Source organism: Pseudomonas sp. MWU12-2037 (genome assembly GCF_023242345.1).
Taxonomy (GTDB): Bacteria; Pseudomonadota; Gammaproteobacteria; order Pseudomonadales; family Pseudomonadaceae; genus Aquipseudomonas; species Aquipseudomonas gingeri_D.
In genome coordinates this window covers 15,215-38,042 of sequence record NZ_JALLIZ010000008.1, presented here as the reverse complement: position 1 = coordinate 38,042, position 22,828 = coordinate 15,215, and the positions used below count along the sequence as shown (strand labels likewise).

At 64.9% G+C, this 22,828-nt stretch carries 2 protein-coding genes (1 of these 2 only partly in view); both read right to left on the bottom strand.

From position 1 onward, the window contains the following. Nucleotides 1-6,716: the 5' portion of a non-ribosomal peptide synthetase gene (locus tag M5B42_RS16345; RefSeq protein WP_248746419.1), read on the bottom strand. It extends 9,652 nt beyond the left edge of the window; the window shows 6,716 of its 16,368 coding nt (coding positions 1-6,716); its start codon is at nt 6,714-6,716; its stop codon lies off the left edge, out of view. Beyond that, nucleotides 6,713-22,828, bottom strand: coding sequence for a syringopeptin non-ribosomal peptide synthetase SypA (gene sypA / locus M5B42_RS16340; protein WP_248746418.1), 16,116 nt, complete (start codon nt 22,826-22,828; stop codon nt 6,713-6,715). Before sypA ends, M5B42_RS16345 begins: the two co-directional genes overlap by 4 nt.

The window sequence follows — 22,828 nt, the reverse complement described above, 5'->3', positions numbered from 1 at the left end:
GCCTGGTCGAGAGTGACCAGGGGCAGCATGTCCGGGGTGATGTGCGCGCAAGGGGTCGGGATGGCATTGGCCGGGACGACGATTTCACGCCCACCGCCCACGGCAGCAGCCAGGGCCGCAAGAGTCGGCTGGCTGAACAGCACGCGGACATCAGCGCTCAGGCCGGCCTGACGCATGCGTTCGATCAGGCTGACGGCCAACAACGAATGGCCGCCCAGGTCGAAGAAATGGTCGTGGCGCCCGACCTGCTCGACATTGAGCAGCTGCATCCAGATCCGTGCCAGGGTGGTTTCGGTTTCGCCCTGGGGCGCTTCATAACCACGGCGGATCAGCGCATCGCCGTCCGGGGTCGGCAGGGCCTTGCGGTCGAGTTTGCCGTTCGGGGTCAGCGGCATGGCCTCAAGCAGCACGTAGATGGCGGGAACCATGTACTCCGGCAACTGCTCTTGCAGATGGCTGCGCAGAGATTCGATATCGACTGAAGTCTGCCCGGCCGCCAGGGTGTAATAGGCCACCAGGCGCTTGTCGCCCGGAATATCCTCGCGAGCCGTGACCACGGCTTCGTGGACGGTCGGGTGTTTGGCCAGGCGGGCGTCGATCTCGCCCAGTTCGATACGGAAACCGCGGATCTTCACCTGGTCGTCGTTACGACCAAGGTATTCGATATTGCCGTCCGGCAGGTAACGGCCGAGGTCGCCGGTGCGATACATCCGCGCCGAGGCTTCCCGGCTGAACGGGTCGTTGAGGAAACGTTCGGCGGTCAGGTCTTCACGGTTCAGATAACCCCGTGCCACACCGGCGCCGCCGATGTAGATTTCACCCGGAACACCCAGCGGAACGGGCTGTTGCTGTTCATCCAGCAGGTAGAACTGGGTGTTGCCGACGGGTTTGCCGATATGGGGGGCGAAACCGTCCTCGCGATCCATCGACACCCAACTTGAGTAGGTGGTGGTTTCCGATGGGCCGTAAAGGTTGCACAGGCGTTGGACACCGGTCTTCTCGAACAACGACTCAACCAGGCTACGCTTCAGGGCTTCGCCCGCCACGTTGACCGTGTGAACCGATTTCGGCAGACCATCGACTTCCAGCAACGCCTTGAGCGCCGATGGCACTGTGTTGATCAGGCCGATATCGTGCTCGCCCTGTTGCAACTCCAGAACGTTTTTCACCACCTCGATGCTGCCGCCTGAGGTCAAGGGGGCGAAGCATTCGTACACCGCCAGGTCGAAGTTCAGCGAAGTCGAGAACAACGTTTTTTCCAACGCCGGACCGCCGAAAGCGGCATGGGCCCAGGTCAGGAAGTTCACGGTGTTGCGGTGTTCGATCATCACGCCCTTGGGCAGACCAGTCGAACCCGAGGTGTAGATCAAGTACGCCAGATGCGCCGACGTCAGCCCCGGCACCTCAGGATTCTGGACGGACTCGTCCTGCCAGGTGCCCTGATCGAGATTGATAACCGGCACCGAAATACCCGCCAGCAAATCACGGGTAGCCGCTTGTGCCAGGACCGCCGCCGGGGCGCTGTCCTGCAACATATAGGCAATCCGCTCCGCCGGGTAAGCCGGGTCCAGCGGCACATAACCGCCGCCCGCCTTGAGAATCGCCAGCAAGCCGACGACCATCTCGGCCCCGCGATCGACACAGATCCCGACCCGTGAATCCGGCTGCACACCCTGTTTACGCAAGGTATGCGCCAGACGGTTGGCTTGCTCGTTAAGCTCGCGATAAGTCAGGCGGCGCCCGCCATGCACCACTGCCAGGGCATCCGGCGTACACTGCACCTGCGCTTCGAACAAACCATGGACGGTCTGCGCCTGCGGATAATCCAGCAGCGTGTCGTTGAACGACACCAGCAGTTGTTCACGCTCGTCAGCCGGCAGGATCGACAGGCCACTCAGTGGCGCCTCGGGGTTCTGCTCCAGCGCCTGGAGCAGATGCTCCAGCGCCGCCTCCATATAGGCGCAGACCCGCATGGCGCCGACTTCGGCGTTGACCTGCACATTCAGGCTGAAGCCCTCGCCCAGGTCATCGACGTTCAAGGTCAACGGATAGTTGGTACGTTCCTCACCACCAAGGGTCTCGATACCCTGCCAGGCCAGAGCGGCTTCTTCGGAAACACTGCCGACGGCACTGTGACGGTAGTTGAGCAAGGCGCTGAACAATGGTGTCGGCGCGGCCACCCCGCTGCAACGCTGGGCCAGGGCCAGGGACGCATGTTCGTGCCCCAGCAGCGCGGTCAGTCGCACATGGGTCGCCTTGACCCCGGCACGCGCGCCCTGCCCGCCCACGGCCACCCGCAGCGGCAAGGTATTGATAAACATCCCCAGCGCCCGGTCGGCACCCTCGCCGCCCTGCATCCGGCCCATCAACACGGTGCCGAAGACCACGTCCTGCTTGCCCGAAACCTTGCCCAATACCTGGGCCCAGGCCAGATGATGCAAGCTGGCCGCGCTCACGCCCAACTGCCGGGCACGAGCCCGCAGGCGCAGGCTCAGCGCCGGCGACAGCACGCGGGTGGCTTCCTCGATGGAATGACCGTCGCCCTGCACATCCTGCAAACCGAACGGCAGTGTCGGCTCGTCGATATCGCCCAGCATCTCGCGGAAGAACGCTTCGTGTTCCTCCCGACGCCCACCCAGGCGCGCCTGGGCCACATAGTTGCGATACGGCACCGGGCAGCCCAACTGCGCGGCCTGCCCCAGCAGGTGTGCCTGGATTTCATGACGGACCACTTCCAGGGCGGTGTGGTCCAGGGCCATATGATGGAAGCGCAACATCGCCACCCAGCGCTGCTCGGCTTCATCTTCGGCAAACACCAGTTGCATCAGTGGCGCTCGGGTCACGTCCAGGCGCGAGTGACGGGTGTCGAAACGCTCCTTGAGCTGGCTGGCTACATCACCGGCACGCGGGTCAAGTTCCAGGGCCTCGCGGTGCAGGCGGGCCTGGCGCCAGACCACCTGGACCGGCTCTTCCAGGCCCTGCCAGAGCACGGCGGTGCGCAGGATGTCATGGCGATCGATAACCTGTTGCAACGCCAGGGCGAAAGCGTCCAGGCGCTGGCGGTCCGGCACCGTGAACAGTGCATGGAGGACGTAGGGATCGCCGCTGCCGGCAGACAGATGGTGATAGAGAATGCCTTCCTGCAACGGCGCCAGCGGATAGATATCCTGCACATTCGCCGCGCCACCGGGCACGTTCGCGACAATCTGTTCGATGGCGGCCTGGTCGAGGTTGACCAGGGGCAGCATCTCCGGGGTGATGTGCTCGCAGCCTGCCGGAATGGCGTTGGCCGGAACGACGATTTCCCGCCCGCCGCCCACGGCAGTGGCCAGAGCGGCCAGGGTCGGCTGGCTGAACAGCGCCTGCACATCGACACTGAGCCCGGCCTGGCGCATATGGCCGATCAGGCTGACGGCCAGCAGCGAATGGCCGCCCAGTTCGAAGAAGTGATCATGGCGTCCGACCTGCTCGACCTTGAGCAGGTCGCTCCAGATCCGTGCCAGGGTGATTTCGGTTTCGCCTTGGGGCGCTTCGTAGCCACGACGGACCAGCGCATCGCTGTCCGGGGCTGGCAGGGCCTTGCGGTCGAGCTTGCCGTTGGGGGTCAGCGGCAGCTTGTCCAACACAACGTAGATGGCCGGGACCATGTACTCCGGCAGCTTTTCCTGCAGATGACGGCGCAGGCTGTCGATATCGACCGAGGTATGTCCATCGGCCAGGGTGTAATAGGCCACCAGACGCTTGTCGCCCGGGATATCTTCGCGGGCCGTGACCACGGCTTCGTGGACCGCCGGATGTTTGGCCAGGCGGGCATCGATCTCGCCCAGTTCGATACGGAAACCACGGATTTTCACCTGGTCGTCGTTACGGCCGAGGTATTCGATATTGCCGTCTGGCAGATAGCGGCCGAGGTCGCCGGTGCTGTACATCCGGGCATTCGGCGTGGTTGCGAACGGATCCTGGAGGAAGCGTTCGGCGGTCAGGTCGTCGCGGTTCAGGTAACCCCGTGCCACACCGGCACCGCCAATGTAGATTTCACCCGGAACACCTAACGGGACGGGCTGTTGCTGCTCGTCCAGCAGGTAGAACTGGGTGTTGCCCACCGGTTTGCCGATATGCGGGGCGAAGCCGTCCTGGCGATCCATCGCTACCCAGCTTGAATAGGTGGTGGTTTCCGAAGGGCCATAGAGGTTGCACAGGCGTTGGACGCCGGTCTTCTCGAACAGTGACTCCACCAGGCTGCGTTTAAGGGCCTCGCCGGCGACGTTGACCGTGTGCACCGATTTCGGCAGACCATCGACTTCCAGCAGCGCCTTCAAGGCTGAGGGTACGGTGTTGACCAGACCGATATCGTGTTCGCCCTGTTGCAGTTCCAGAACGTTTTTCACCACCTCGATGCTGCCGCCCGAAGTCAGCGGTGCAAAGCACTCGTAGACCGCCAGGTCGAAGTTCAGCGAGGTGGAGAACAAGGTCTTGTTCAACGCCTCATCACCGAAAGCGGCGTGAGCCCAGGTCAGGAAGTTCACGGTATTGCGGTGTTCGATCATCACGCCTTTGGGCAGACCGGTCGAACCCGAGGTGTAGATCAGGTAAGCCAGATGCGCTGAGGTCAGCCCTGGCACCTGCGGATTCTGGACGGATTCGTCCTGCCAGGTGTCCTGGTCGAGATTGATCACGGGCACCGTAACGCCCGCCAACAATGCCTGGGTAGCCGACTGAGCCAGCACCGCCGCCGGAGCGCTGTCCTGCAACATATAGGCAATCCGCTCCGCCGGATAAGCCGGGTCCAGCGGCACATAACCGCCGCCCGCCTTGAGAATCGCCAGCAACCCGACAACCATCTCGGCCCCACGCCCGACACAGATCCCGACCCGAGAATCCGGCTGCACACCCTGCTTGCGCAACGCATGGGCCAAACGGTTGGCCTGCTCGTTAAGCTCGCGATAGCTCAGGCGCTGTTCGCCATGCACCACCGCCAAAGCATCCGGCGTACGCTCAACCTGCGCCTCGAACAACCCGTGAATGGTCTGTTCCCGCGGATAATCCAGTGCCGTATCGTTGAACCCCACCAGCAACTGTTCGCGCTCATCGGCCGGCAGAATCGAGAGGCTGTTGAGCGCCGAAGTCGAAGCCCGCTCCAGGGCCTGGACCAACTGCTCCAACGCCGTCTGCATATACCCGCAGACCCGCTGCGCACCGATACCGGCAAGCGCCTGCACATTCAGGCTGAAACCTTCGCCCAGGTCATCCAGGGACAGGATCAGCGGATAGTTGGTGCGTTCTTCGCCCCCCAACACCTCGATCCCTTCCCACAGCTGCACCGCCTCCCCCGTCACCGCCTCAGCAGAACTGTGCCGGTAGTTGAGCAAGGTGCTGAACAACGGCGTCGGCGCGGCCACGCCGCTGCAACGCTGGGCCAGGGACAACGAGGCGTGCTCGTGGCCGAGCAACGCGGTCAGCCGCGCATGGGTCGCCTTGACCCCGGCCCGCGCATCCTGCTCGCCCACCGCAACCCGCAGCGGCAAGGTATTGATAAACATCCCCAGGGCCCGGCGAACCCCTTCGCTGCCGCGCATCCGCCCCAGCAGCACGGTGCCGAACACCACATCGTTGCGCCCGCACAGGCGCCCGAGCACCTGGGCCCAGGCGAGGTGATGCAGGCTCGCCGCACTCACCCCCTGCTGCCGGGCCTGGGCCCGCAGGCGCTGGCTCAGCTCGACGGGCAGGGTCTGGGTCGCTTCTTCGACACCATGACCGTCGCCGCGCACATCCTGAATGCCGAACGGCAGGGTCGGCTCGTCGATATCGCCGAGCATCTCGCGGAAAAACGCTTCGTGCTGCTTGCCGCTGACCCCGAGTCGGGCCTGGGCCACATAGTTGCGGTACGGCACCGGCTCGCCCAGGGCCTGGGCCTGGCCGTACAGGTGCGCATGGATTTCCTGCTGCACCACTTCCAGGGCCGCGTGGTCGATGGCGATGTGATGGAACAGCAGCATTGCCACCCAGCGCTGGTTGGCCGCATCGTGGGCGAAGGCCAGGCGCAGCAACGGCGCCTGACTGATATCGAGACGGTAGTGGCGCGGGTCGAAGCGTTGTCGTAGTTGCTCGCCAGCCGCGCCGGCAGCGGGGTCGATCTCGATTTCAGTGAGGACCAGCCGCGCCTGGCGCCAGACCACCTGCACCGGTTCGTCCAGGCCTTCCCAGACCACGCTGGTGCGCAGGATGTCGTGACGGTCGATCACCTGCTGCAAGGCCGTGGTGAACTCGTCGAAACGAGCCCGGCTGGCAATCGCGAACTGCGCCTGCAGGACGTAGGGATCACCCTGCCCGGCGGCGATATGGTGATAGAGGATGCCTTCCTGCAACGGTGCCAGCGGGTAGATGTCCTGCACATTGCCGACACCACCGGGGACGCTGGCGACGATATGCTCGATGGCCGCCTGGTCGAGCCGGAACAGGGGCAGCATGTCCGGGGTGATGCGCGCGCAGCCGGCAGGGATCGCCTGGGCCGGAATCTCCACTTCCCCGGCCTTGCCGCTGGAATACTCGCCGGCATTGATCAGTTCGATCAACACCGCCTTGTTCTCGCGCAACATCGCCAGCACGGCGGGCTCGGTGAGGGACTGTCGCCTGCCGCTGACGACCAGTTGGTCGCCCTTGACGGCAAGTTGCACATCTTTCTCTTTCAGTATTGCCAACAGTTCGATCACGCTCACAGAACAATCTCCATTCTTTCCGTCGTTGCCGCGTATTCCGAGAGGGTGGGGTATTCGAACAGGGTCCTGACATCGGCTTCCAGACCTTCCTGGCGCATGCGTTCCATCAGGCTCACGGCGAGCAGCGAATGGCCGCCCAGTTCGAAGAAGTGGTCATGCCGACCGACCTGGGCGATACCCAGCAAGGTTTGCCAGATCTCGGCGATCAGGGTTTCCGTCTCGCCTTGCGGGGCTTCGTAGCCGCGACTGATCAGCGCGCCGCCGTCCGGAGCCGGCAGGGCCTTGCGGTCCAGCTTGCCGTTGGGGGTCAGCGGTAGTGCGTCGAGTCGTACGTAGGCCACCGGGACCATATAGGCCGGCAGTTGCCCCAGCAGCCAACCGCGCAGGCTGTCGATGGCCGGCTCGTTGTCCATGGACTGAACGGTGTAGTAAGCCACCAGGCGTTTGTCGCCCGGCACGTCCTCGCGGGCCATGACCACGGCTTCCTGCACCGCTGGATGTTTGGCCAGGCGCGCTTCGATCTCGCCCAGTTCGATACGGAAACCACGGATCTTCACCTGGTCGTCGTTACGGCCCAGGTATTCGATATTGCCGTCCGCCAGATAACGACCCAGGTCGCCGGTGCGGTACATCCGTGCCGAGGCGTCCTGGCTGAACGGGTCCTGGAGGAAACGTTCGGCGGTGAGGTCGTCGCGATTGAGGTAACCCCGGGCCACACCGGCGCCACCGATGTAGATTTCACCCGGTACACCCAGCGGAACGGGCTGTTGCTGCTCATCCAGCAGGTAGAACTGGGTGTTGCCCACCGGCTTGCCGATATGCGGGGCAAAACCGTCTTCGCGATCCATCGCTACCCAACTTGAATAGGTGGTGGTTTCCGAAGGGCCATAGAGGTTGCACAGGCGTTGGACGCCGGTCTTCTCGAACAGCGATTCCACCAGACTGCGTTTCAGCGCCTCACCTGCAACGTTGACCGTGTGCACCGACTCCGGCAGGCCGTCGACTTCCAGCAAGGCCTTCAGGGCGGACGGCACAGTGTTGATCAGACCGATATCGTGTTCGCCGTGTTGCAGCTCCAGGACGTTTTTCACCACGTCGATACTGCCGCCCGAGGTCAGAGGGGCAAAGCACTCGTAGACCGCCAGATCGAAGTTCAGCGAAGTCGAGAACAACGTCTTGTTCAACGCCGAACCACCGTCGAAAGCGGCATGGGCCCAGGTCAGGAAGCTCACCGTGTTGCGGTGTTCGATCATCACGCCCTTGGGCAGACCGGTCGACCCCGAGGTGTAGATCAGGTACGCCAGATGTGCCGACGTCAGCCCCGGCACCTCTGGATTCTGGACGGACTCGTCCTGCCAGGTGCCCTGATCGAGATTGATCACGGGCACCGAAACCCCTGCCAGCAAGTCACGGGTTGCGGCCTGCGCGAGTACGGCTGCCGGAGCACTGTCCTGCAACATATAGGCAATCCGCTCTACCGGATAAGCCGGATCCAGCGGCACATAACCACCGCCCGCCTTGAGGATCGCCAGCAAGCCGACGACCATCTCTGTCCCGCGCTCGACACAGATCCCGACCCGCGAATCCGGCCGCACACCTTGTTTACGCAAGGTATGCGCCAGGCGGTTGGCCAGTTCATTGAGTTCGCGATAACTCAGACGCTGTTCACCATGGACCACCGCCAAAGCCTCCGGCGTACGTTCCACCTGCGCCTCGAACAACCCATGGATAGTCTGCTGCTGCGGATAATCCAGTGCCGTATCGTTAAGCCCGAACAACAACTGCTCACGCTCGGCGGCCGGCAGAATCGACAGACTGTCGAGCGCCGTGGCCGGTGACTGTTCCAACGCCCCCACCAGACTTTCCAACGCTGTCTGCATATAGCTGCAAACGCGCCCGGCTCCGACGCTGCCGGTGACCAGTACCGTCAACTTGAAACCGTCGCCCAGATCGTCGACGTTCAAGGTCAACGGGTAGTTGGTGCGCTCCTCGCCACTGAGCACCTCGATACCGCGCCAGGCCTCAAGGGCCTCGCCCGATTGTTCCGCCGCGGCACTGTGCCGGTAGTTGAGCAGTGCACTGAACAACGGCAACGGCGCGGCCACCCCGCTGCAACGCTGGGCCAGTACCAACGGCGCATGTTCGTGACCGAGCAGCGCGGTGAGCCGGGCATGGGTCGCCCGGACCCCGTCCCGCGCGCCCCGCTCGCCCAGGTCCACCCGCAGCGGCAAGGTATTGATAAACATCCCCAGCGCCCGGTCGGCACCCTCGCCGCCCTGCATCCGGCCCATCAGCACGGTACCGAACACCACCGTGCGCTTGCTCGACACCTTGCCCAGTACCTGGGCCCAGGCCAGGTGCACCAGGCTGGCGGCGCTCACCCCCAGTTGACGGGCCTGGGCCCGCAGGCGCAGGTCCAGCCGGCTGTCCAGCGCCAGGCTGCTTTCCTCGATATCGCGACCGTCGCCCTGCACATCCAGCAGGCCGAACGGCAGGGTCGGCTCATCGATATCGCCCAACATCTCGCGGAAGAACCCTTCATGGGCCTCGCGGCTCACACCCAGGCGGGCCTGGGCCACATAGTTGCGATACGGCACGGCGGCACCGAGCTGTCCGGCCAGGCCGAGCAGGTGCGCCTGCATATCCTGGCGCACCACATCCATCGCGGTGTGGTCCAGGGCCATATGGTGGAACAACAGCATCGCCACCCAGCGCTGGTTCGGCGCGTCCTCGGCAAAGACCAGGCGCATCAGCGGCGCCTGGGTCAGGTCCAACCGCGAATGACGTGCGTCGAAGCGTTCATGCAACTGCTCGGCGATATCGCCCTCGGCCGGATCGAGTTCGACCTGCTCCAGATACAACCGTGCCTGGCGCCAGACCACCTGCATCGGTGTCTCCAGCCCTTGCCAGAGCACGGCGGTACGCAGGATGTCATGGCGTTCGATAACGCTTTGCAAGGCGTCGATAAAGGCACTCAGGCGCTCGCGACCGGCCATCTCGAACAGGGTCTGCAAGACGTACGGATCGCCCTGCTCGGCCGCCAGGTGGTGATAAAGAATCCCCTCCTGCAAGGGTGCCAGCGGGTAGATATCCTGCACATTGGTCACCCCGCCCGGCACGCTGGCGACAATACGGTCAATGGCGGCCTGGTCGAGATCGGCCAGGGGCAGCAGGTCCGGCGTGATCCGGGTGCAACCGGCCGGGATGGCATTGGCCGGGACCTTGATTTCAGAGCCCCCACCGACGGCCGCCGCCAATGCGGCCAGGGTCGGCTGGCCGAACAGCACGCGCACATCGGCGCTCAAGCCGGCCTGGCGCATCCGTTCGATCAGGCTGACGGCCAGCAGCGAATGCCCGCCCAGTTCGAAGAAGTGATCGTGACGCCCTACCCGCTCGACCTTGAGCACCTCGGCCCAGATCGCCGCCAGGGTGGTTTCGACCACGCCTTCGGGCGCCTCGTAGCCACGGCTGACCAGTGCCTGGGCATCCGGTGCCGGCAGGGCCTTGCGGTCCAGCTTGCCGTTGGGGGTCAGCGGCAGCGCGTCGAGACGCACGTAGGCCGCGGGCACCATATAGTCCGGCAGACAGGCCTGCAGATGACTGCGCAGGCTTTCGATATCCAGCGTCTGCTGCGACTCGCCCAGGGTGAAATAGGCCACCAGGCGTTTCTCACCGTCGTCCTGCCGTGCCAGCAACACCGCTTCCTGTACCGCCGGGTGCGTGACCAGAGCGGCCTCGATTTCACCCAGTTCGATACGGAAACCACGGATCTTCACCTGACCGTCATTGCGGCCGAGGTACTCCAGGTTACCGTCCGCGTTCCAGCGACCGAGGTCACCGGTGCGGTACAGCAGTGCCCCCGCCTGGGCGCTGAACGGATCGGCGACAAACTGCGTGGCGCTCAATTCCGCCCGGTTCAAATACCCCTTGGCCACGCCCTGCCCGCCGATATACAGCTCGCCGGGCACACCCACCGCCACCGGTTGGCGACGCGCATCAAGCACGTAGACCTGGCTGTTGCCGATCGGTCGACCGATGGGAATACCGCCGCTGCCCACCGAGGTGATCTCGTAGGTCGCGGAAAAGGTCGTGGCTTCGGTCGGGCCATAGCCGTTGAGCAGATGTTGCGGCGCGCCTTGCGCCAGTACCCGGGCGATGACCGCCGGGTCCAGTACATCGCCACCGACAATCAGGTAGCGCAAGTGGGCGAAGACCTCCATCAGGCCGTCGGCATATTGATGGAACAGCCCGGCGGTCAGCCACAGCACGCTGACCGATTGCGCCAGCAGCAGCGCCCGGAACTCATCCTGGGACAGCAATACCGAGTGTTCGACCACCACCACGCAACCGCCATTGAGCAGCGGCGCCCAGACATCCAGGGTGCTGGCGTCGAAAGCCGGGTTGGAGGCGAAGGCCACGCGATCCCGTGCATTGAAGTCGGCGTAGCCGTTGTCGATTACCAGGCGGCCGATGGCCCGGTGCGGGACCAGCACACCCTTGGGCGTGCCGGTGGAACCGGAGGTGTACATGATGTAGGCGACCGACTCGGCGGTTGCCGCTCGGTCCGGATTGGCCGCCGGCTCTGCGTTGACAGACCGGGTGTCGAGGTCAAGACGCCGTACACCCTGGTCCAGGGTTTCAGCGCTGTAGGTCAGCACCAGCACGGCCTGGCTGTCCTGCACCATAAAGGCCTGGCGTTCGCGTGGGGCATTGATATCCAGCGGCACATAGACCGCCGCGCACTTGAGCACCGCCAGTTGGCTGACCACCAGGTCGATGGAGCGCGGCAACAACAGCGCCACGCTATCCCCAGGTTGCACGCCGAGTTCCAGCAGTTCCGCCGCCAGGCGATTGGCCTGCCGGTTCAACTCGCGGTAACTCAGGCTCGTCGCGTCATGCACCACCGCCGCGGCTTCAGGCGTGCGCTGTACCTGGGCCTCGAACAGAGCGTGCACCGTCGTATGCCGTGGCGAATCGGTGGCGGTGGCGTTGAAACCGACCAGCACCTGCTCACGCTCCGCCGGCGGCAGGATCGACAGGCTGTCCAGCGTCGCCGCCGGGGTCTGTTCCAGCGCCTGGAGCAGTTGCGCCACCGCTGCCTGCATATAACCGCACAGGCGTTGCGCACCCACCTCGGCGGTGACCAGCACCGACAACTTGAAGCCATCGCCCAGGTCATCGACGTTCAGGGTCAGCGGATAGTTGGTGCGCTCCTCGGCGCCAAAAGCTTCAATACCACTCCAGGCCGCTTCATGCTCGGCCGTGGGGGCGGCCACCACACTGTGGCGGTAGTTGAGCAACGCGCTGAACAACGGTGCCGGCGCGGCCACGCCGCTGCAACGCTGGGCCAGCACCAACGGCGCATGTTCGTGCCCAAGCAACGCGGTCAGTTGGCCGTGGGTGGCCTTGAGTCCGGCGAGCACCGTCTGCGTACCGATATCGACCCGCAGCGGCAAGGTATTGATAAACATCCCCAACGCCCGGTCAGCACCCTCGCCCGCCTGAAGGCGGCCCAGCAGTACCGTGCCGAACACCACTTGCTCGCGGCCAGAGACACTGCCCAGCACCCGCGCCCAGGCCAGGTGTATCAGGCTCGCGGCACTGACCCCGGCCTGGCGGGCCTGGGCCCGCAGACGCAGGCTCAACTCGGGCGCCAGGGCCAGGCTGGCCTCTTCGATTTCACGTCCGCCGTCCTGCACATCCTGCAGGCCGAACGGCAGGGTCGGCTCGTCGATATCGCCCAGCACCCCACGGAAAAACGCCTCGTGCTGCGCCTGGCTGACACCCAGGCGCGCCTGGGCCACATAGTTGCGATACGGCATCGCTTCGCCCAGGGTATGGGCCTCGCCGAGCAAGTGCGCCTGGATCTCATGCTGGACCACGTCCAGCGCGGTGTGGTCGAGGGCCATATGATGGAACAGCAGCATCGCCAGCCAACGGTCAGCGGCCGCATCGTGGGTAAAGACAATGCGGATCAACGGCGCCTGGCGCACATCGAGGCGGTAGTGGCGCGGATTGAAACGCTGGTGCAGTTGCTCAGCCAGCGGACCGGCCGCCGGATCGAGGAACAGCTCGGTGACTTCCAGCGTGGCCCGTCGCAGGACCACCTGCAACGGTTCGTCGAGCCCTTCCCAGAGCACGGCGGTACGGAGGATGTCGTGACGGTCGATCACCCCTTGCAGGGCGTTGCTGAAATCCTCCAGCCGCGCGCGGTCCCGCAGGCCGAACAGCGCTTGCAGAACATAGGGGTCGCCCTGTTCGGCGCTGATATGGTGATAAAGGATGCCCGCCTGCAACGGTGCCAGCGGGTAGATATCCTGCACATTCCGTGCGCCGCCCGGCACGCTCGCCAGCACCTGGTCGATCTGCGCCTGGGTCAGCTTGATCAGCGGCAGCAGGTCCGGGGTGAGGTGTGCGCAGTCATCGGCGATCAGGTTGGCCGGCACCACGATTTCCGTGCCGCCGCCCACCGCCGCCGCCAGCGCGGCCAGGGTCGGCTGGCCGAACAGTACGCGCACATCGGCGCTCAGGCCGACCTGGCGCATGCGCTCGATCAGGCTGACCGCCAGCAACGAATGGCCGCCCAGTTCAAAGAAGTGGTCATGACGCCCGACCCGCTCGACCTTGAGCACATCGGCCCAGATCGATGCCAGCAGGATTTCCACTTCGCCTTGCGGCGCCTGGTAATCGCCACGGGCCAGGGCATCCGACTCCGGCACCGGCAGCGCCTTGCGGTCGACCTTGCCGTTCAGGGTCAGCGGCAATGCGTCCAGTTGCACATAGGCGCTGGGCACCATGTACTCCGGCAACAGGCCTTGCAGGTAGCCGCGCAGTGCTTCCACCGTGGCCGGCTCGCCGGTCGTGGTGATATAGGCCGCCAGGCGCTTGTCGCCGGGAACGTCCTCGCGGGCCAGCACGATGCATTCGCGCACCTGCGGATGGGTGCTCAGGCGCGCCTCGATTTCCCCGAGTTCGATCCGGAAACCGCGAATCTTTACCTGGTCGTCGTTACGCCCCAGGCATTCCAGCTGGCCATCGACCAACCAGCGGCCAAGGTCGCCGGTGCGATAGAGCAAGGCGCCGGGCTCGTTGCTGAACGGGTCGGCGATAAATTTCTCGGCGGTCAGGTCGGCGCGGTTGAGGTAACCCTGCGCCACACCCTTGCCACCGATGCAGATTTCACCGCTGACGCCCAGGGGCAGCAATTGCTGGCGGGCATCGAGGACATAGACCTGGGTATTGCCGATAGGACGGCCGATCGGCACGCTCTCGGCATCTTCGGCCACCGCGGTCACGTGATAGGTGGTGGCGTAGGTGGTGGTTTCGGTCGGCCCGTAGCAATGCACCAGGCGCAGTTGCGGCGCCAGCGCCAACAGGCGGCGGAACGACGCCGGGTCGCTGCGTTCACCACCGCACAGAAGGATCCGCAAACCCTTGATGGCTTCCGGGATCAGTTGCACGTACTGGTTGAACACCGCCGTGGTGACAAACAGCACCGTGGCCCCGGAGCTGATCAGCAGCTCGCCGAAACGCGCCGGTTCGAGCAGCGTGTCATGGTCCACCACCAGCACCTGGCCGCCATTGAGCAAGGCGCCCCAGACATCCATGGTGCTGGCGTCGAACGCCGGGTTGGAGCTGAAGGCGATCCGATCCTGCTCGTTGAAGTCGGCATAACCGTTGTTGATCACCAGCCGCGTGATGGCCCGGTGCGGCACCACCACACCCTTGGGCACCCCGGTGGAGCCGGAGGTGTACATGATGTAGGCCGGGGTTTCGCTCGATTGCGCCAATGGCCGGTCATCCGTCGGCAAGGCGTCCAGCACCATGGTGTCGAGATCGACCCGCGTCGCCGTACCGCTGGCCAGCGCAAAACCGCCCCGGGTCAGCAGGACCGCGGCCTGGCTGTCTTCAAGCATGAACTGCTGGCGCTCCAGCGGCGCCTTGGTGTCCAGCGGCACATAGACCGCCGCGCACTTGAGAATCGCCAACTGGCTGACCAGCAGGTCCAGGGAACGCTCCAGCAGGATCGCCACCCGCGCCCCCGGTTGCACGCCGAGACCGAGCAGATAGGCGGCAAGCTGGTTGGCCCGTCGGTTCAACTGCGCGTAGCTCAGGGCCTGGCCATGGTGCACGGCCGCCGTCGCTTGTGGCCGCAGGCGTACCTGGTCCTCGAACAGGCTGTGCACGGTGCGGATCATCGGGTAATCGGTTGTCGTGGCATTGAAGTCCCGCAGCAATTGCCGACGCTCATCCTCCGGCAGCACCGCCAGGTCGCGCACCGCTGAATCCGGCGCGGATTCCAGGGCCTCGACCAGCTGGGTCAAGGCGGTCTGCATATAACCGCAGACCCGCTGACCGTCGACTCCGGCCGCCACCTGCACGCTCAGCAGGAAGCCTTCGCCCTGGTCGTCCACCGACAAGGCACAGGGGTAATTGGTCCGCTCGCGGACGCCGAGGACCTGGGTGTCTGCCCAATAATCGCCACCACTGGCTTCGAGCGCCGGGCTGTGCCGGTAGTTGAGCAACGCGCTGAACAGCGGCGACGAGGCCGCCACCGCGCTGCAACGCTGGGCCAGCACCAAGGGCGCATGCTCGTGGCCGAGCAGTGCGGTGAGTCGGGCGTGGGTCTGGCGCACCGCCTGGCGTACCGCGCAGGCACCGACCTCGACCCGCAACGGCAAGGTATTGATAAACATCCCGAGTGCACGATCGGCACCCAGGCCGCTTTGCATACGGCCCAACAGCACGGTACCGAAGACCACGTCCTCACGGCCGCTGACGCTGCCCAGCACCCGGGCCCAGGCCAGGTGATGCAGACTGGCGGCACTCACCCCCAGTTGCCGGGCCTGGGTGCGCAGGCGTTGACACAGTTCAGCCGGAAGATCGCGGCGGACCTCCTTGACGCCCTGCCCGTCGCCCTGCACCTGCAGCAGGCCGAACGGCAAGGTCGGTTCGTCGACATCGCCGAGCATTTCGCGGAAGAACGCTTCATGTTGCTCGCGGCTCACCCCCAGGCGGGCCTGACCCACATAGTTGCGGTACGGCATCGCCGCCGGTAGTTGTCCGGCCGCGCCATGCAGATGGGCGAGCATCTCTTCGCTCATCACATCCAGGGCGGTGTGATCGAGGGCAATATGGTGGAACAGCAGGATCGCCACCCAGCGCTGGTTGGCCGAATCCTGGGCAAAAGCCAGGTGCATCAGCGGCGCCTGGCCGAGGTCCAGGCGGCACTCGCGGGGATCGAAGCGACGCTGCAACTGACCGAGGATATCGCCCGCGGCCGGGTCCAGCGCGATCTCCTCCAGCGGCAGTTCGACGTGGCGCAGGACCACTTGTTGCGGTTCTTCCAGACCTTGCCAGACCAGCGCCGTGCGCAGGATGTCATGGCGATCGATCACCGCCTGCAAGGCTTCGGCGAAACCGCGCAGCTGTGCCAGGTCCTGCAGGGCGAAAGTTGCTTGCAACAGGTACGGATCGCCCGTTTCAGCAGCGATATGGTGATAAAGAATGCCTTCCTGCAACGGCGCCAGCGGGTAGATATCCTGCACGTTGCCGGTGCCACCGGGCACGCCGGCGACAATGCGGTCGATACAGGCCTGGTCCAGAGTGGTCAGGGTCAGCATGTCCGGGGTGATGCGTTCGCAGCCGGCGGGAATACCGTTGGCCGGCACCACGATCTCGATCCCGCCGCCCACGGCCGCCGCCAGCGCCGCCAGGGTCGGCTGGCCGAACAGCACGCGGACGTCGGCACTCAGGCCGGCCTGGCGCATGCGCTCGATCAACTTGACCGCCAGCAGCGAATGGCCGCCGAGTTCGAAGAAATGGTCCTGGCGACCGACCCGCTCCACACCCAGCACTTCGCACCAGAGCGCGGCCAGGGTGGTTTCGGTGTCGCCGAGCGGCGCCTGGTAGTCGCGGCTGACGAAGGCATCGGCCGAAGGCTCCGGCAGCGCACGACGGTCCAGCTTGCCGTTAGGTGAAACCGGGAGTTTTTCCAGGTGCACATAGGCCGCCGGAATCATGTAGTCCGGCAGCAGCGCCTGCAAATGCAGACGCATCTGGTCGGCTTCGGGCGCCACCTGTCCGGCCTGCACGCTGAAATACGCCACCAGGCGTTTTTCCCCGGGACGGTCTTCACGGGCCAGCACCGCCGTGTCCCGCAGGCCCGGGTATTGGCCGAGGCGCGCTTCGATTTCACCCAGTTCGATACGGAAGCCACGGATCTTGATCTGGTCGTCGTTACGGCCCAGGTAGTCGATCTGGCCGTTGGCCTGCCAGCAACCCAGGTCGCCGGTCTTGTACAGCCGTGCCCCTTCGGCAGTGGCGAACGGATCGCGGATAAAGCGTTCGGCGGTCAGTTCGTCGCGGTTCAGGTAGCCGCGGGCGACACAGGCACCGCCGATGTAGAGCTCCCCCGCCACACCCACCGGCACCGGCCGGAATTGCTCGTCGAGCAGGTAGATACGGGTATTGGCCACCGGCCGACCGATACTCGGCAAGGTCGGCCAGGCCTGCGGATCTCCCGTCAGGGTCAGCGCCGTGACCACGTGGGACTCGGTCGGGCCGTAGTGATTGTGCAGCCGCGCATCATCCAGGCGTTCGAAGAAGCGCCGCATCGGTTCGGTGATCCGCAGCTGTTCACCGGCGGTGATCACGTCCTGCAACGCACACTCGGGTTGCTCGACTTCGGCGACCATGGCTTCGGCCAGGGCTTGCAGGGCAATGCACGGCATATACAGGCGTTCGATGCGCTGCTCGCGGATATGCTGGAACAGGCGACGGAAATCCAGGCGGATATCGCCGTGGATCAGCGACAGTTCGCCGCCGGCACACAAGGTGCTGAAGACTTCCTGGAAGGCCACGTCGAAGCCCAGGGCGGCAAACTGCAAGGTCCGTTGTCCGGGCCGACCGTGCTCGACGGTCTGGGCGATCTGCCAGTGCATCAGGTTGACCAGCGGCCCGTGGGGCATGGCCACGCCCTTGGGCTGGCCGGTGGAGCCCGAGGTGTAGATCAGGTACGCCAGGTGTTGCGCATTCAGCCCCTCGATCTGCGGATTGTGCCGGGGCGCGGCGTCGATGCCGCTCTCGATCCGCGCTTCGCTTTCCAGCAACAACACCGGCATCAGCGCCTGGGGGAAGCGTTCGCGCAAGCCGCGCTGGGTCAGCAGCACCTTCGGTGCACTGTCCTCCAGCATATAGGCCAGGCGCTCGGCCGGGTACGACGGGTCCAGCGGCACATAACCGGCACCGGCCTTGAGAATGCCCACCAGGCCGGCGATCATTTCCAGGCTGCGCTCCACACAGATCGCCACCCGATCGTCGGCGCCGATGCCCTCGGCGATCAGCCGATGGGCAATCTGGTTGGCCCACTGGTTCAGTTCGCTGTAGCTCAGACGCTGGCCTTCATAGGTGACAGCCACCGCGTCGGGCCGGGTCGCCGCGTGGGCCTCGAACATCTGGTGCAGCAGCAGGTCCGTCGGATAGATGCAATCGAAGGCGTTGAAGTCTTCCTGCAACTGGCGGCGCTCGCTGGCCGGTAACCAGTCGAGGCTGTGCAACGGCGCTTCGGGCTGTTGCTCCAGGGCCTCGGTCAGTTGCTCCAGCACGGTATGCATATAACCGGCGATCCGTTTGGCACCGACCCCGGCCACGGCCTGGACGGTCAGGCCAAAGGACTCGCCGAGGTCGTCCACCGACAACGACAACGGATAGTTGGTCCGTTCCTCGCCGCCAAGCACCTCGACCCCGGCCCAGGTCCGGGCCTGGCCGGCGTCCTGCGGCGCCTGGGCGCCCACGGCGACATGCCGGTAGTTCATCAGGGCGCTGAACAACGGCGTCGGTGCCGCCACGCCACTGCATCCCTGGGCCAATGACAACGGCGCATGTTCATGGCCGAGCAAGGCCGCCAGCCGCGCGTGGGTGGTCCGCACCGCCGCCTGGACCCCCTGCTCGCCCGCGGCCACCCGCAGCGGCAAGGTATTGATAAACATGCCCAGGGCCCGTTCGGCGCCCTGGCCACTGTGCAGGCGGCCCATCAGCACGGTGCCGAAGACCACGTCGCGACGTCCGGACAAGCGCGCCACCACCTGACCCCAGGCCAGATGGTGCAGGCTGGCGTTGCTCACCCCGAGGCGTCGGGCCTGGGCCCGCAGGCGCTGGCCCAGGTCCGGGTCCACCGGCAACAGCGCTTCCTCGACGCCGCTGCCGTCGCCCTGCACATCCTGCAGGCCGAAGGGCAAGGTCGGCTCATCGACATCAGCGAGCATTTCGCGGAAGAACGCCTCGTGCTGCTCGCGACTCACGCCCAGGCGGGCCTGGGCAACATGGTTGCGGTAAGGAACCGAAGCTTCCAGCTCAGCGCCACGGCCCCGGCTGAACGCCTCGATCTCCTTGCCCAGCAGGGCCAGGGAGGTGGCGTCATCGATCAGGTGATGGAACAGCAACACCGCGACCCAGCCGCCGTTGTCGGCGTCTTCGGCATAATGCAGGCGCATCATCGGTGCCTGACGCAAATCCAGGCGAATCCGTCGCGGATCGAAATGTTCTTGTAACTGAGCGGCCACATCACCCTGGTCCGGATGCGGCAGAAAGGCTTCGACCCGCAGCCGCGCCTCGCGCCAGACCACCTGGACCGGCTCATCGAGTTCTTCCCAGGCCACCGCGGTGCGCAGGATATCGTGACGGTCGATCACCGCCTGCAAGGACTCGGCAAAACCCAGCAACTGTTCAAAGGTGTCGACCCGCAGCAGGGCCTGCAACAGGTACGGATCGCCCTCGTCGCTCGAAAGATGGTGATAGAGGATGCCTTCCTGCAGGGGCACCAGCGCGTAGATGTCCTGCACATTGCCGACACCGCCCGGGACACCGGCCACCACGCGGTCGATCTGGGCCTGGGTAAGTTGAGCCAGGGGCAACATGTCCGGCGTGATGTGCTGGCAGCCGGAGGGGATCGCATTGGCCGGCACGACAATCTCGCCGCCCTTGCCGCTGGCGGCCGCCAATGCGGCCAGGGTCGGCTGGCCGAACAGCACCCGGACATCGGCGCTCAGGCCGACCTGGCGCATGCGCTCGATGAGTTTCACCGCCAGCAACGAATGCCCGCCCAGTTCGAAGAACTGATCATGCCGACCGATCTGCTCGACACCAAGCAACTCGGCCCACAGCCCGGCCAGGGTGGTTTCCACCGGACCTTCGGGGGCCTGGTATTCGCGTCGGGCATAGGCCTCGGCCGCCGGCACCGGGAGTGCCTTGCGGTCCAGCTTGCCATTGGCGGTCAGCGGGAAGGCTTCAAGGCTGACAAAGGCACTTGGCAGCATGTACTCGGCCAGGGACAGGCGCAGTTGGTCACGCAACTTCGCGGCGTCCAGTTCGACGCCGGCCGTGCCGATGACATAGGCCACCAGGCGCTTGTCGCCCGGTTCATCCTCGCGCACCAGCACAACGGCGTCACGCACACCCTCGCAGGCGGCCAGCTGCGCTTCGATCTCGCCCAGTTCGATACGGAAACCGCGAATCTTCACCTGTTCGTCGTTACGACCCAGGTATTCCAGGCTGCCATCGGCCAGCCAGCGCCCCAGGTCGCCGGAGCGGTACATGCGCGCCCCCGGGGTGGAGACAAACGGATCGTCGAGGAAGCGCGAAGCGTTCAGTTCCTCGCGGTTGAGGTAACCCCGGGCCACGCCCGCGCCACCGACGTACAACTCTCCCACCACGCCGGGCGGCAACGGATAGCCGTAGCCGTCGAGCAGATACAGGCGCAGGTCGGGAATACGCTTGCCGATCGGGCTTACGCCCACCCGTTGGGCGTCTTCGGCCTGCAGCGGGTAGTAGGTCACATGCACCGTGGTCTCGGTGATGCCATACATGTTTACCAGTTGCGTGGCGCTGTTCAGTTCCCGGGCGTACCAGGGCTTGAGCATCGCCGTGTCCAGCGCTTCACCGCCGAAAATCACCTGGCGCAACACATGCGCCTGCGGGTTCTCGTCCTGGGCAGCGATCAATTGGCGGAAGGCGCTCGGGGTCTGGTTGAGGACTGTTACACCGGCGCTGCAGAGCAGCTTGTAGCAGTCATCGGGGGAGCGGCTGACCAGTTGCGGCACGATCAGCAAACGACCGCCATGCAGCAGCGCGCCCCAGATTTCCCAGACCGAGAAGTCGAAGGCAAACGAGTGGAACAGCGCCCAGACGTCCGTTTCATTGAAGCCGAACCAGGCGTCGGTGGCCGAGAACAGCCGCGCGACGTTGCGATGTTCAACCATCACGCCCTTGGGCAGGCCGGTGGAGCCGGAGGTGTAGATCACATAGGCCAGGTGCGTGGGGTTCACCACCACCTGCGGATTACGCATGGACTCGTCCCGCAGATCCGCATCGTCGAGATTGATGACCGGCACCTGCACTGCCGGCAAGGCTTCCTGCACCGCGTGCTGGCTGAGCAAGGCCACCGGGGCGCTGTCACCGAGGGTGTAGGCCAGGCGCTCGCGAGGGTAAGCCGGGTCCAGCGGCACATAACCGGCGCCGGATTTGAGGATCCCGAGCAAGCCGATGATCATCGCAGGACCGCGTTCGACGCAGATCGCCACCCGATCGTCCGGGCGCACACCCAGGGCCAACAGACGATGGGCAACCTGATTGGCGCGGGCGTTGAGCTCGCCGTAGCTCAGGCTTTCATCCTGGTACACCAGCGCCACGGCATCCGGCCGCTCGGCGGCGCGGGCTTCGAACTGCTGGTGAATGGTGCGGTCTTCGGCGAAGTGTTGTGGCTCGGCATTCCAAGCCTGCAACTGCGCGGTTTCGCTGGCATTGAGCAGGGAGAACCCGCGAACCGGCAACTGTGCATCCGCCAGTCCCTGGTCCAGCACATGCTGCAGGCGCTCGGCCATGGACTCGATCTCGCCCGCCTGGAAATACGCCTCGTTGTAGATGTAGTGCAGCCGGGATTCACTATCGTAAGCATTGCTCCGCAGATGGATCGCCAGCGGTGTCTGTTCGTGATTGTTCGAACACTTCACCGCACGGGCGCTCGCCGGTCCGAAGCGCAGCAGGGAGTTGTGTTGCTCGTAGGAGAAGGTCAGGTCGAACAGCTGCGTACGCTCGGTACGGCGCAACTCCAGCAGGCGGTTGAGATCGCTGACCGGGAAACGTTGGTTGCGGTAATCCTGCTTGAGCGCCCGACCGATGCCCTGGACCAGTTCGGCGAACGGCAGATCGGCGCTGAACTGCAAACGCACCGGGCTGAGCTGGGCAAACAGCCCCAGGGTCTTCTTGAAGCTGGCGTTGGAGCGGTTGAGGATCGGCAAGCCGATCACCAGCTCATCGCGCTGCTGGGTCCGAGTGAAGTAGACGTACAGTGCGGCCAGCAGGACGTGGAAACGCGAGGCCTGCAACTGCCCGGCCAGGTCGTCGATACGGCTCTCCAGGTCCCGGGCAAAATCGCGGGCGAAATGGCTGCTGCGGCTCGGGCCTTCAGCCTGGGCCTGGCGATAGCGCGGGAGCAGCAAGCGCTCGGGGATATCGCGGTATTTTTCCAACCAATAGGCCTGGTCGCGAACGAAACGCGGCGACTGGCGATAGTCGCGATCGTCGTCAATGAAATCGACATAGGACGGTGCAGACAGATCAGGCGTGCGCTGATCGTGCAGGGCGTTGTAGATCTGGCAGAGGGAAGCAAAAAGCTCGTCGATGCCCCAACCGTCGAGCACGATATGGTGGGCGTGGATGACAAGGTAGAAGCGCTGCGCTTCGAGCTTGAGCAAATGCAGTCGGAACAGCGGGCCGCCATCGAGCTTGAAGGCCCGTTCGAACTGACGCTGCATCCAGCTCGCGGCAGCCTGGCGCGGGTCCGCCTGTGCTTGCAGGTCCAGCGGTGCCACCCATACCGGCAGTGTCGCGGCGAAGGCCTGCAACGGCACGCCCTGCTCGTCACGCTGCTCGAGCAGGACCATGCGCAGGGCATCGTGTTTATCGATCAACAGGTTCACGGCCTGCTGGAACACCTCGGGGTCGAGGTGCCCGTCAATCTCCAGGTAGCCGCCAATGTTGTACAACGGCGAGTCGCCCTGGGTCATCTGGTCCAGCCAGATATTGCGTTGGGCAGCGGTCAGGGCAAGTGCCAT

Excerpts from the sequence above, each read along its gene's own strand:
- sypA (WP_248746418.1), bottom strand. The coding sequence starts at position 22,828 with ATGGCACTTGCCCTGACCGCTGCCCAACGCAATATCTGGCTGGACCAG.